The 14,185-nt window shown below is 28.9% G+C and carries 12 protein-coding genes; 6 read left to right on the top strand and 6 right to left on the bottom strand.

Going from position 1 to position 14,185, the window contains the following annotated elements; all coding sequences use genetic code 11:
* From SY27_RS05065 to SY27_RS05045, 5 genes are all read right to left on the bottom strand, one after another.
* Positions 1–2,780, bottom strand: a 2,780-nt coding sequence (locus SY27_RS05065; RefSeq protein ID WP_045967814.1) for a hypothetical protein, incomplete at its 3' end; no start/stop codon positions are given.
* A 1-nt stretch (position 2,781) separates the two neighbouring features.
* The gene (locus SY27_RS05060; RefSeq protein WP_045967812.1) at positions 2,782–5,010 is read right to left on the bottom strand and encodes a hypothetical protein; all 2,229 of its coding nucleotides are present in this window, start codon (positions 5,008–5,010) and stop codon (positions 2,782–2,784) included.
* 302 nt (positions 5,011–5,312) lie between these two features.
* A complete protein-coding gene (locus SY27_RS05055) occupies positions 5,313–5,978 on the bottom strand; it encodes a response regulator transcription factor (protein WP_045967810.1) in 666 nt (221 codons plus the stop codon).
* A gap of 363 nt (positions 5,979–6,341) precedes the next feature.
* Complete coding sequence (locus SY27_RS05050; protein WP_045967808.1) at positions 6,342–7,007, bottom strand: response regulator transcription factor; 666 nt, start codon at positions 7,005–7,007, stop codon at positions 6,342–6,344.
* Between the two features lie 1,098 nt (positions 7,008–8,105).
* Positions 8,106–8,936, bottom strand: coding sequence for an AraC family transcriptional regulator (locus SY27_RS05045; RefSeq protein ID WP_200894131.1), 831 nt, complete (start codon positions 8,934–8,936; stop codon positions 8,106–8,108).
* Positions 8,937–9,022: 86 nt separating this feature from the next.
* Here SY27_RS05045 and SY27_RS05040 point away from each other — a divergent pair, with 86 nt between their 5' ends.
* Positions 9,023–9,991: an alpha/beta hydrolase gene (locus tag SY27_RS05040; protein ID WP_045967806.1), complete on the top strand. Its 969-nt coding sequence runs from the start codon at positions 9,023–9,025 to the stop codon at positions 9,989–9,991.
* Between the two features lie 77 nt (positions 9,992–10,068).
* On the opposite strand, the gene SY27_RS05035 is transcribed toward SY27_RS05040, so the two are convergent.
* Complete coding sequence (locus SY27_RS05035; protein ID WP_045967804.1) at positions 10,069–11,031, bottom strand: YafY family protein; 963 nt, start codon at positions 11,029–11,031, stop codon at positions 10,069–10,071.
* A gap of 302 nt (positions 11,032–11,333) precedes the next feature.
* Here SY27_RS05035 and SY27_RS05030 point away from each other — a divergent pair, with 302 nt between their 5' ends.
* From SY27_RS05030 to SY27_RS05010, 5 genes are all read left to right on the top strand, one after another.
* Entirely contained in the window at positions 11,334–11,831 is a 498-nt protein-coding gene (locus SY27_RS05030) for a DinB family protein (RefSeq protein WP_200894130.1), read from the top strand.
* Between the two features lie 15 nt (positions 11,832–11,846).
* Positions 11,847–12,065 (top strand): hypothetical protein, encoded by a 219-nt coding sequence (locus tag SY27_RS05025; RefSeq protein ID WP_045967802.1) that lies wholly within the window; start codon positions 11,847–11,849, stop codon positions 12,063–12,065.
* 238 nt (positions 12,066–12,303) lie between these two features.
* On the top strand, positions 12,304–13,140 hold the full coding sequence (locus tag SY27_RS05020; RefSeq protein ID WP_052705146.1) for a sigma-70 family RNA polymerase sigma factor: 837 nt from the start codon (positions 12,304–12,306) through the stop codon (positions 13,138–13,140).
* A 219-nt stretch (positions 13,141–13,359) separates the two neighbouring features.
* The gene (locus SY27_RS05015; RefSeq protein ID WP_045967800.1) at positions 13,360–13,782 is read left to right on the top strand and encodes a VOC family protein; all 423 of its coding nucleotides are present in this window, start codon (positions 13,360–13,362) and stop codon (positions 13,780–13,782) included.
* Between the two features lie 33 nt (positions 13,783–13,815).
* Positions 13,816–14,175: a nuclear transport factor 2 family protein gene (locus tag SY27_RS05010; RefSeq protein WP_045967798.1), complete on the top strand. Its 360-nt coding sequence runs from the start codon at positions 13,816–13,818 to the stop codon at positions 14,173–14,175.
* Positions 14,176–14,185 lie beyond the last annotated feature (10 nt).

Here is a 14,185-nt window from a genome sequence, read left to right as displayed (position 1 = left end):
CCTAAAGCTTTAAAATCAGAACGTAAAATGGCATCGTCATAATATTTTAACCATTTGTTTACTAATTCTGGATCGCTTACAAATTTAGCGAAATTTGTGGGAGAAATATCACCCATTTCTCTTAAAAACTTTTGCTTTGCAGCTTCATCTAGTTTTCTTAAAACGGTTTTTAAATTACTATCTTGGTAAAATCTCACTAAAGAATTGGTTAAACTGGTATCTTCTAAATAGGTAAAAATTCTTCTTTCGTTCTCAATACCATTTTCTAATAATTTTTTCCAGTTTTCAACCCCTTCTGCTCCATCTTTTGCCATCATTTTCCAAAAACCTTCTGTTTGCTCTACAGCTCCAAAATCGTTTAAAAATTCGTTTTGCTTGGTAACATCTCCATAACTCAGTAGCTTATTTCCTATGGTAGCACGATAAGTATCGGGTATTTGATTTATGAAATTGAAGTAATTATTAATGTCTAAATTATTTAAATCCTGAAAAGTGGTTTTTAATGTTTGAAATTGTGGTAAATCCCATTCTGGTGGAAAACCTAATAATTCTAGCTCTTTAGAATGTTTTTTTATCATCTTACTGGCTAGTAAATCCATTCCTAAAGAACCTATTTGAATAGCAAATAATATTCTGTCAATTAACTTACACCTTTTATATTCATCACTTTGTTGCGAATCATCAGGTAATTGCCCATTAGGCGTTATGTTGTTAATATTTGCCGTTACATCTGTTTTATAATTATTACAACTATTCGTATAATATTCTAGATATATAGACAACAAACTTGAAGTAATTTCAAAAAGAGCTGCTACTCCTTGTGTAGCAGACCAAAGTGCTTTTACGGTAAATAAGACCTCAGCTGTTGCATTACCATTTCTCCATGCTCTATAAGCTTTACCAAATTTCCCTATATGTCGTAAATATCTTAACTTATTTATATTTCCTACTCCTGTAAAAGTTAAAGCTACATCAAGTGTCAATCCTATTCCTGTCCATAAATCTTCATTATCACCATAATCGTCCATATATTTTAAATAAAACAAGGGCAATAAAGCGGTTACTTTTTGACCATCTTGCTCTAAATCTACTAATGGTATTTTAATAGCCACATCATTTTCTTTATAATCATTCAATGAAATGGCTTGAAAAATATTATAAGTACCTATTTTTACAGAAATTGTTCTAACTTTTTCTGTTTGAAAATCATTACCATAATTTGGAGCTACCTTAATTATTTCTTGTTTTTCTTCAAAAACCGCAATTTTTTTATTAGAAAAACTAAAATCCATATTATCGGTATAAAAACCGAAAAATTTTTCAGCATCATAATTCAAAAGAACAGTATTTGCTTCATAACCAATTAACGCACTTTCAATATCTTCTAAATCCTGAACTGTGGTGTCTGCAAAATCACCAGTATCCATACTAGGATTATATGCCGAAACATACCATAATTTAAAAAGTTGAAGCATTAACGCTTTTCGATTATCTTTACCAAACCAAGCTATTTGATCATCAATTTTATTGTATAGAGCTTCATAAAGTGTATAATTATCTTCTCCTTCATATATAATTGTTTTTTCTAGCTTATATAAAAATGTTGTGGCATCACTTGGATCAATTGATAGAATTATTTTTAACACCAAATTTTCTTTGTCTTCAAAAATTCTACCTTTAGCCAAATTAATTAATAAATTAATTCTTTGTTCTAATGGAATAATATTTAAAGCAGAAGCGGGTAAACATTTTATTAATAATTCTAATTTTTCTGTTTCCGTTTTATCTGAAAACTGGAGTTTTACCCTATAACAATTTGTGTAGAAATTAACTAATGCTTGATAGTACTTTTTAAATGTATCATAATCAGGCAGACTAGGTAAGATAGCATTATAAACATGTAAATTCGTGTTCGTACTAGTTGGAATATAATATATTGCCCAACTTTTTTTAATTTCATATAGCGTCTTTTTTAAATCTGTATCCAAATCTGACTGTTGATATACTGATAAATCATAACCAACTCCATCAACTATAGACCAATCAATTGAATCTAAAAAAAGTGGAAAAACATCCTCTACTATTTTCCTTATTCTTAGAACAATTAGAGTGGTAATTCTATCAAATCTTTGTGTTTCATTATTATTAATAATCCAAGCAGTCCTTCTTTCAACAAAGTTTTTATGGTAAAAACGACCAAGAGAAACAAAAATTGGATTTTGAGAGCTTAAAAAATTATGTTGAATTAATTCATAAGAAACATAGCCATTATTAGCTCCTTGTTCTTTAGGAAAATCAATTTCCCCTTTCTTCAAATAGTATCGCTTTAATTCTCCATTTTCATTATTGATTATTTTAAAAACAGCTTTATTCTCTTCATATATAAAATCAGGCAAAGTTGAATTTATGGTTTCAACTGTTACTTCATCATCTAATTTTGGCGGATAATTTTCTAAAAACTTTATAGTATCAAAGCAATAAAGCTGTTTCATTTCTACAGGTGTAGGAACACTATTAGGATTAAAAGCTGTACTTTGCTTATAAGCAAAAAATGTTAATGCTTTTTCTTCTTCATAATATCCATCTGGAACATACGATTTGTTTTGGTATCGTTCATTCTTAAATTCATAATCATAGTAAAAATGATAGCTTACAAAGTTGTCGTTTCTTTTATACTTGAAACTTATCAAAAAACCATCTATATCAACTATTAAATCTTCAAAGAGAGATAAAGGTAATTTAACAGCTAAACCATTCTTCAATACATATATTTTATCCATTTTACTCTTCTATTACTTTATAATCTATTGCTATTTCTTCTCTAATTCCATTTAGTGGCATGTACTCAGAATATGATTTAGTAAAATAAACAAAATCATCTAATGTAAAAATCAATATTGGCTCTTGTATTTCATAGACTTTCATAATCCCATCTGTTTTCTCACCAATAATAGCTAGGCTAAAAAATTTATACAATACATTCTCTAATGATGTAATAAATTTATTCTCTGAAATGGTTTTAAAGTATATCTTTGAATTAATTAGCTGATTGCTTTCAATAATTAATTGAAGTTGTTGGAATTCAGATTTAGTAACTCCAAAAATCTTTTTAGATGGCTTATTCCCATTTTCATCCAATAATCTTAACCCAATAATTTCATTGTTTACATGGTTAAAAACATCAGTATAATATAAATAAGGTTTTTGAACAGTATAGAAATTATTTTGAGTACTATCATAGTTTAGAGAACTAGCCGTTGAACCATCCTTTATAGTTGAAGATTTATTTGAAAAACTAGTTTGGTTTTGCTTAATATCTACTAACAACGTTTCAAAAGTTACCCTTTGCAAATCGCTATCTTCATCAATTTTAATAAAATCTTCTATTTTTTTTACTTTTACAGCCGCTACATCAGTTTTTTTAAGCGCATTAGGAAAATGAATAAGTTGCAATTCTTCTTCTATTACTGAAGGTAATTCGTTTTCATTTTTAGTAGCTATGAATGACTTAGCATTTAATAATCCAAAAATGTCGTCTATGTCTTTTAAATAAAAGATAGACGGCACAATAGGATCCGCATTAGTATCTATGGGTGGAGCAATGTATTCAGAAACGGTTAATTGTTTACCTTCATAAATGAGTTGTACTATAGATGCTATAACTTCTGTACCTGATTTTTCAAATTGAAAACCAATAGTTTGGGTATAATTATAATCGATTGTTATAGAAGGGTCTTCAGAAGCTGGATGCAACAAGTTTGTATTTCTTACAAAGTTGTTTTCATGACTAGTTTGTAGGTTGCCCAACTTTACATATAAAGTGGCTTCACTGTAATTGTCAGTAGTAAGTTGTATATAAAGGTTTTCATTATTAGCTACTTTATGTATAGGCCAACTTGCATGACCAAAGGTGGTTTCTGTTCCATTAGCTAAAGTAGTGCCAATTTTTATATTGTTTGCATTGTCTTCAGAATACTTATAATTTTCATAAAAGTTATAACTTCTTTGTCGGTTTGCTTGCAAATAAATGTATTGTGTATTTTTAGTATAAAAACTTGTGAGTAAACCAAAGATAGTGTCTTTAGTGGTTAAAGGTGTTGCCGTTTCATCTACATATATTTTTCCACTTCCGTTAGCATGTAAACCATAGAATGCTACTATATCAATAAATTTTGTACAAACTTCTTTGAGTAATTTTTCTTGAAAAGGAGTTGTAGCGCTGGCAAGATCTAGCATAAAATCTGTAGCTCTTGCATAGTTTAAATCGAATTTAAAAGGAGTTGGATCGTTTTCAATGTAATATTCTCCAGAATTAAGAACAATATCAATTCCTAATTCTCCTGTAATATCTCCTAAATACATGCCTCTTTTTACCATAGGTAACTCAAAGGCTTTTTCTTTTGGTTCAGTAGCTTCTCCAGTTACAGTATCTACTAATGTTTCAGATAATTTGTAAAAAAAAGTGTCTATTAAAACAGATAAATCGGTTTGAGGGTTTGTTGTTGTGGGAAAACCTATAAAATTAGCCGCAAAAGTAGGCTTGGGTTGGTTTGTATTTTCAGTACTATAAAACTGATTGAATTCTTTCCAAATGTGTTTTATAAATTCTGTACCATTATTTTCATCTCCTACAATCACATCATTGGCAACAAAATCACTCTTATTTAGTCCTCTATATATGATATATTTAATTCCTAAATCTTTAATAGGTTGGGCAAAAGGCTTTAGAATAAGATTCACTTTGCTCGTATTTCCTATTTGTGGTTGTACCAAAACCTGACCTTGGCACAAAGCATATACTTTCTTGCTTCCCGTAAAAGTAATTTTTGAAGTAGTTCGAAATTGTGTTGGATTAACCGCTCCAAAACTGTTACTTTCAGAAATTGTTATGGCTCCAGAAGTGGTTTGCAAAACAAAATGTGAAACGGGTTGAATCACAGCTCTTACATTGGTTCCTTGATTGGAAGTGGTTAAATTTTGCCCTTGTGTATTGGAAATTACTTCTGCCATGAATTGAATTTTAAAGATTAGTAAATTTAACTTCTATTATGATTCCTGTCAATCCGTATTTACACGGAATTTTGCGTTACGTGTAAACACGTAATACATAAAAATAAAGCATAAAAAAACCACCAAAAAGGTGGTTTAAAATAAGAAAAACCATTTAATGGAATTTACATTTTAGTTTTAATGCTTTGTGAAAAATTTAGAGTAATATAAGTTGCTCTTATAATTTATAGATTTGACTTTAATCGCTTATCAAATAAAATAGTTATATAATCGTTACCTTTTTATTAGTAGCTATATAATCTTTAAATAGTAATTAAACCATTTTTAATTGCAAAGATAATGACACCAATGAAATTTTTAGCACCTACTTTAGTCATTATTCTTTTTCTATGTGACTCAATCGTTCTATAATTCAAGCATAATTTGTCTGCAATTTCACCAGTATTATATTCCTTACTAATTAAATCTACAATTTCAATCTCTCTTTCTGAAAGTATTTTTTCTCTACTTTTCTTTAAGTGATCAATATTTAACATTTCTCCTTTAATTACCATTGCCTCTCTTATAACATTAGAAAATTTCATATCAAAATAAAAATCTTCATTGTAAACTCTATTTATAGCAAGATGTAAAGATGTAAAATCTGTATCCTTTGTAAGGTAACCATTAGCTCCTGCTAAAAAGACTTTTTTTATACTTTCTTTTGTTTCACGCTGTGATAAAATAATAATTTTAATTTGAGAATATTTTTCTTTGAGCTTTATACTAGTTTCATATCCATCCATTGTAGGCATTTGTAAATCTAACAATACCACATCAGGGTGTATTGCATCCGTTGCCAAAATTTTTAAAAACTCTAATCCGTTAGCTGCCTGAGTAATTACTTCAAAATCCTTACTTACTTCTAATAGATTTTTAAGTCCTTGTCTAACTATTTGATGATCGTCTACGATTGCAATTTTAATCATGAGAGGCTATTTGGTTTAATATTGAAGTAATTTTTAGTACACTATATAAAAATTTATTGTAATGAATTTTATTGCAATTTTCGTACCTTTATTTAATTTAGTAGGTAAAAAAATCAGTTTTTTCAAGCGACTATAAAAAGTGTTTGAATAAGTTTATTTTTTTATGTATGCTTAGTTTGAAAAAAAATTGCGATACTTTTTTCATGGAAAAAACAACTTATTTATTAATATGACTCTTCCAAAACTATATATTTTATAATTAAAAATCAATGAGTATTTATACCTAATTTGATATTTATATTTAAAAAAAATTAATCTTTATTTCCTCTTTTAATTATAAAATTGTACATTGAAGAACAACCATTAACTAAAATTATCTAAAGTAATAGCGTTAATCTTTAAAGCAAACAAGATGACTCCAATAAAATTTTTGGCACGGGTTTTTTCCATTATACGCTTTCTATGATTTTCAACCGTTCGAGTACTAATACACAACTTATTTGCTATTTCCTTACTACTCATTTCAACACAAGCCATATTAATAATTTCAATCTCTCTATCAGACAAATAAATTGATTCCGAGAAATCTAATGTATAACCCTCTCTTCTTTCCCATAAAATTGCATCTTTAATAACAATCCCTAATTCATCATCAAAATAATAATCATTTTCCATTATGTTTTCAATAGCATTTTCTAAAAGATTTGGAGAAGAATTTTTACTAAAAAATCCGTTCGCACCACATGTCATAACATGATGTGTCACTTCTTTTGAATTGAGTTGTGAAACAATCAAAATTTTAATTTCTGGTTGTATACTTTTCAATATTTTACACAACTCAAAGCCATTTATTATAGGCATTTGAATATCTAACAAAATAATATCTACATCATTCTCTTTTATATATTCTAAAAATGCTAGCCCATCATTTGTATCATAAACAACATTGAAATTCGTTGAAAAAGACAATAGTGTAGACAAACTTTTTCTAAAAAGTTCATGATCATCAATTAAAGCAATTTTAATCATAATATTAAGTAAATAAAAATCTTGGTCAATAACTCTTAATCTCCCTATACTTATCTTTATTAAATATTATCATACAAACCTAATCCAATAAGAAAACTAAATTAATAGTATTAAAATGTATTATATTTTTTACCGTAATCTAATAAATTAGAAAAGATCAACTCGTTTATAAAAAGAGTTTAATCTTAAAAATAAAACGCTTAGTCTAGGAATATATTATACTTTAAAATGTTAAAGAGACAAAGCAATTTATGATAAAAAACCTAAAAACACTCTATTTTAACTTATATTAACATCCACATTAAAATAAAGTTTTTGTTAGCCTCCAATTGACATCATTTGTGACTTTTTTAACTATATTGAGTAAAAATACTCATTGCACAAAACTTTAGTTAAGTATAATTTCATAAAAATTAGGATAGCTTAAAAAAGCAATTTTTAACTTGTAAAATTGTGTTTTTAGAAAAGTAGTTGCTTATACTTTCTTTACAGATAGAACTTGGGCGATTACTCTTTATTTTTTTCATACTAAGAAAGTTAATCAATATACCTAATACAGGTTCTACTATTTTACTTTAAAATCTTGACATTTTCTTAGCATAGTAAGTAAGCTTTTAATCCATCCGATCATAATACTCTTTTCACTATATAAGTTAAATGCTACTAAATTATATCCAATCAAAAACTGTGACAAAGCAATTAACTTAAAATAATTTTGTCACAAAACTGTGACAATTCATGCTCATCAAAATAATTTTGTCACAGTTTTGTGACAAAACAAAAAAAATAAAAAAGAATTGTCACAACTTTTCTAAAAATAAAATTATCTACCAACAAGCGTTGCGATTGCTAGTTTTTACTTGTGTTTTTGAATTTTACTTCGTCTGTCTGTTTCACTTAGGATTCCGAAAATTCTACAAGGAGTTTTATACTTGTAATCTTTTGCTATAAATTCATGCAACAACTATAAGCCAAATATTATAAACGAATATTAACACACATACAACTTACTCCTTTTCAAAAGCTATAAAGACTAAAACGAAGAATCATATTTATTTTGGAAAAATCATCATATTAAAACTCTAACAAAGAACATTTTCAATTCTTTTTTTGATTTCTATAAGCTTTAAGACTTATCGTGTTATGTCTTTTGAAAAATTTATTAATATGACTTTCATCTGAAAAACCAAATTCATCTGCAATCTCATGAATCCTTTTATCACTAAAATGCAATCGATGTTCTATTAGTCGAACTCTATAGGAAGAAATATAGTGCTGAATAGTTTCACCACATTGTTTACGGAAATAACTTCCGAGATAAGTGGGTGACAATCCAAATTTTTCAGCTATTATAGGAATCTTTAAAAGTTCTGGGCGACGTATATACTCTTGAATATAATCTAAAATATTTAAAATTCGCATATCTACATTTGGAGAAATATTTTGAGGTTTAATAATTGCTATATTTCTTGCTGCAAGTACAATAACTGCGTTTACCAAATGACGTTTTAAGTCTTCATTATAAATTGCATCATGCGCAATAGTCCAGTGTAAATGTTGCATTAACTTATTAACCATTTGTTTATCATCATGGTTAACTAAAATAGAACCTGATAAATGAGATGCATAATACAACAAACATTCAATATGGTCTATACTCTTCCACTGATATTCTTTAATATAATTTTCACCAAAACGAATTACTATAAACTCACACATGCCATCCAAATTAAATTCGTGACAATCATTGGGCGTAGTTAAAAATAAATCTTCAGAAGCATAAATCACTTTATTTCCATTTACAGAATAACTTCCAGAACCAGATATGACATAAACCAATTCAAAAAAATTAAACTGTCTATCTCGTAATGGACATTCATCTACTCTTTCATAAAATACCTCAAGCGATTGATACAAATTTTCTCTCATACTGCAAAAATACCTAAACACCCTTTAATTGTACCTATTTTTTAGTTTTTTATCAGTCTATTTTTGCTAAATAAAATTATAAAACTATGCAACAACTAATCGAAAATATAGATAAAGAGCTATGGGAAGCTGTTACAAGTAGTCCTTTTAATAATATTGATTATGAAAACTTATTAGCAAATGATCCTGTGAAAATAAGGAAAGAAGAAATGGATTCATCATTAATAGACGAATCACTTAATATTCCACAGCAACTTGACGTTGAAAACATTTATATTCCTTCTTCTGATAAGTCAAGAAAAATCAGATTAAGAATATACAAACCCAAAGAGAAAAGAAAATTACCCATATTACTTTATTTTCATGGAGGTGCATTTATCTATGGAACTCCTGAACAATATGACTTTATATTTTTCAAGCTATCATTAGACATTAACGCTTTAATCGTTTCTGTAGACTATCGACTGGCTCCTGAACATCCTTTTCCTGCAGCAATGGAAGATGGATACGATGCACTTCTATGGCTATCGGAATATGGAAACAATTTAAGTGGAAATAAAAACAACATACTAATAGGCGGAAGCAGTGCAGGAGCCACAATTGCAAGTTCTATTAGTCATTTAGCAAGAGACAATCAAAACGTTAAAATACAGCATCAATATTTATTATATCCACCTGTGGATAATCGCTTAAAAACCTCATCTATGAAAGAATTAGCAAATGCTCCTATGCAAACCAGAACAAGTGCAGAATGGATGTGGAAACATTACCTAAAACAAAATATAAAAAATCCTCTAAAATATGCTGTTCCGTTATTAGAAAAAAACTTTACAAACTTACCTCCTGCAACTATTGTAGTTTGCGAATTTGATCCACTTAAAGATGAAGGAAAGGATTATGCTTTAAAATTGCAAGAAGCAGGTGTTTCAATTAATCTATTAGAAATAAAAGGAGCTGTACATGCTTTTGATTTTTTTTCTTGTAAATTATCAAATGACTTTTATAAAAAACAAGTTGAGTTATTCAATACAATTTTAAATGAAACAAATTATTAATACAAACCATATCCAAGGAATTAAACAGACCTAAAAATTACTTTAAAGTAACAGAAAAAAGAGCTTAAAAACCTCTCTTAAATTAAAAGTTTCGATTCTCCAACTTTCAATATCTCTCTAATGCGATGTTTCAAACTTTCGGGTTCAATAATTGTAGCATAATCACAAAACATAAGATACCATCTTGGAAAACCATTTTCCAAATCTGAAGTCATAAAAGTCATTTCTACATTATTCCCTTTAATCTTTTCTGAAATAAAACCATAATGCTTTCTACTTCCATTTATATATCGTGCTACACTTTTATCTACTAAAACAACAACCTTCGTATTCTCACACGTTTCCTTTTTCTGTCTATGCTCGTCAATAGTACCATGCTCCATAGTAAATTGAGTATGAGTTCTATTAATCTGCAACATTCTATCTGTTCTAAATTGTCTGTAATCATTTCTAAAAAGACAATAGCCTAGTACATACCAAAAACCATTTTCATGAAACAATCCAACAGGTTCAATTTTTCTCTCAGAAGGCATTTCACTATTCAAAGAATGATATTTTAAAAAGACTTGTTTTTTCTCCGCTATACTCTCAAAAAGAATTTCTAAAGCATTTGGTAAATCTTTATTAAAAAGTTCTTGAGACGGATCAACCATTATTTGCGATTCTAATGCTGAAATCCAATCTTTCTCACTTCCTCTCAACACTGATTTTACTTTATACATAGCAGATTCATGATAACTTCCTAAAGATTTATCCACAAATTTTTGCATAAATTTCTCTGCTGCAACAAAACTTCCAGCTTCCTCACGAGTAAACATCACTGGAGGTAATCGATAACCATCCATAATAGAATAACCTACTCCTGCTTCACTAACAATAGGTACTCCAGAAGCTTCTAATGTTCTTACATCTCTATAAATAGTACGCAAACTTACCTGAAATCGATCAGCTAATTCTTGCGCTTTAACAATTCGTTTCGACTGTAATTGTACCAAAATTGCTACAATACGATCAAAACGCTTTACTGAATCTAAACTCATAATGGCATAACATATCTCCCAAAGATAGGATTTAAAATAAAAGTATAAATCAAATTTTGACTTCAATTTATTCATAATATCCAATATTAGTGATGAAATAAATATAGAACAAAGTAAAGCATTGAATATGACAACCCTATGTCAACAATAAAATCCTTTCTAATATACATTTCTATTTTTTTTAAACAGAAAACAATGATTTACAAAGAATTACAAATAAAAAATAAAATATTTTTTACTGTTGACAAAGGGCTGTCACTTACCCATCCTAATTTTGTATTAGAATTAAAAATCAAAAAATTATGGACACTACATTAAACAAAAGCATGAAATCACATGAAGTAATTACGCCAACAGATTTAATTAATCACTGGCAAGGACACAGAGGCTTAACGAGAAGAACTATTGAAGCTTTTCCTGAAGAAGCTTTTTTTAAACACACAATAGGTGGAATGAGACCATTCTCTGAAATGATTATGGAACTTCTAGGTATTGCCGGACCAGGTATCAAAGAAATCGCTACAGGAAAATCAGCTCCTCTTAATGAACATTTTGAACATGGCAACAAAAAAGCTAAAATACTTGAATTATGGGATGAAGCAACAAAAGAAATTGACACATATTGGGCTCAAATTAAACCAGAACAGTTTCAACAAAATATAAAAATATTTGGACAATATGAAGGAACTGTATATTCTTCAATATTCTATTTTATAGACAATGAAATACACCACAGAGGACAAGGTTATGTCTATCTACGCTCATTAGGCATTGAACCACCTGCATTTTACGAACGCTAACAAATTATAAACATCATGAAAACAGTTTTAGTATTTAAAACTTCTATTTCTAAAAAAAGTCATATTAAAACAGTAAAACCATTTTTAAATAATCTAATTACTAAAAATGAATATTGGAATTTTGATTTGGAGGATTGTGACAACATCCTCCGAGTTGAAACCCAAGAACTAAAAGCAGACTCAATATGCAAAATATTAAACAACCAAGGTTTTTATTGTGAAGAATTGTATTAAATTTAATCTTGAAAAAAGTGATTAATAATAAACCTATTGTTGTCTGTTTTGATTCAGTATTAATTGTTATTATTAGCCTTAAATTAATAATCGCTTTAGATTGTAATGATTACTACAATGTCTATATGTATAGCCGAAACAAACGACAAGCAAAAAGAAGATAGTTAACCAAAAAATAATAGAAAGAAAACTATGTCACATTTCCTATTGCAAAATTGTCTAATGATAAAATGAAATAATGGATGATATAGAAACACTTACTAAAAAATTGTTTCCTTATGCGTATAACATCTTGGGGAATATCGCAGATAGCCAAGATGTAATTCAGGATGTTTTGATAAAATTCAACGAAAAGGAAACAAGTTCAATTTCAAATCATAATGCCTATTTGATTAAATCGGTTATTAATCAGGCTATAAACCTGAAAAAGAAAAACGACAGAGAAAGAAATCAACGAATCTCACTTCCCGAACCCATTATAACCAATCAAGGAGAAAGCAAAATTGAAATTGAGGAAATTCTAAACTATTCAATGCTTGTTTTGCTCGAAGTATTAAACACCAAGGAAAGAGCTGTTTTTTTACTAAAGGAAGCATTTGATTACGACCACGAAGAAATTGCAAACATCTTCTCCGTATCCGTAGAAAACTCAAGAAAACTGCTATCCAGAGCTAAAAAAAAATTAAAACAAAATAAGCCCAATGTTGTAACAACCACTTCAAGAGATAGAATATACTTAGAAAAATATATAGAAGCAATACGAAACAGAGATGTCATAACCTTGGAGCAAATGCTTTCGGAAGAAGTGAAGGTTTTGGCAGATGGTGGAACCAAAGTGAATGTAGTTGCTCAACTGACCTCGGGTATAAACGATACTATAAAGCTAATAACGTATGTTTTTGAACACTACCAAAAAGGTTTTAGAATAGAGATTGATAAAATTAATCATCAACCAGCACTTTTATTCTATGATGGTACACTATTGATGAATTGTCAGGTCTTTGAGCTAAATAAAGGCGGAAAAATAATCAACATTTTTTCGGTCGTTGATCCTGATAAATTACTGCCAAATTGATTTTTCCTCCTGCAAGCAAAAAATAATTTACTACTACTCTCTTAGGTTTACCAAATGCGATTACTGCTAATATGCCAATCCTTTTTTTTGAGAAAGCCATTTGAAACATGCCTGATTTCTTCCTAATTAAAGTATAAAACAAACCATCGAAAAAGAAATATATCTTACTATACTGTCACGTTTCAGTCCATGATTTTGTCTTATAACAAAACATATAATATGAAACCAAGAATATCAGTATTAACATTAGGAGTTTCAGATTTAGAAAAGTCAGTTGAATTTTATCGCGACGGACTTGGATTAACAACAAAAGGGATTATAGGAACAGAATTTGAAAATGGAGCTGTCACATTTTTTGACATGCATAGTGGTTTAAAATTAGCACTTTGGCCAAGAAAAAGCATGGAAAACGACACAGGTATTCCTCAACAAAATCCTTCTGCTTTGGAATTTACTTTAGGACATAACGTAGTGAGTAAAGATGAAGTGGATACGATAATGGAACTTGCTGAAAAGGCAGGAGCAAAAATCATTAAACCTGCTTCAAATACTTTTTGGGGTGGTTACGCAGGTTATTTCCAAGATATTGACGGACATCTTTGGGAAATTGTCTACAATACTAAACTTATGCCCGAAGATTAATAAAGAAATACAATAATTTTAAATAAGTAACTCATGGAACAAATTAAAAACGCTATCGAAACTTTTGTAAGAGGCGGCGACAACAACGATGTAACACTTCTAGACCAAATATTGCATCCAAATTACCAAAACATTCAAGATGGACATTTTGAGCAAACAGGAATTTTTGTTTTTTCAAAAGAACAATACATTGATTTGGTTAGAACTAAAAAATTCGGTGGTCATCCTCGAACAATCAAGTACGAAGATATTCATCAAATAGAAAATATCGCCTTTGCAAAGACAGTGCTGGAAAGCGACCAATTAAAATTCAATTCAACCATAGTTTGTGTGTTTGAAAATGGTCAATGGCAAGTTATCAGCAACATTCCAAAAATCGTTGTAACTGATTAAGCCCAAAATA

The organism is Flavobacterium sp. 316, from assembly GCF_000967805.1.
Taxonomy (GTDB): Bacteria; Bacteroidota; Bacteroidia; order Flavobacteriales; family Flavobacteriaceae; genus Flavobacterium; species Flavobacterium sediminilitoris.
Note: the sequence above shows the minus strand (reverse complement) of the source record. Positions and strands in the feature narration are given on the sequence as shown.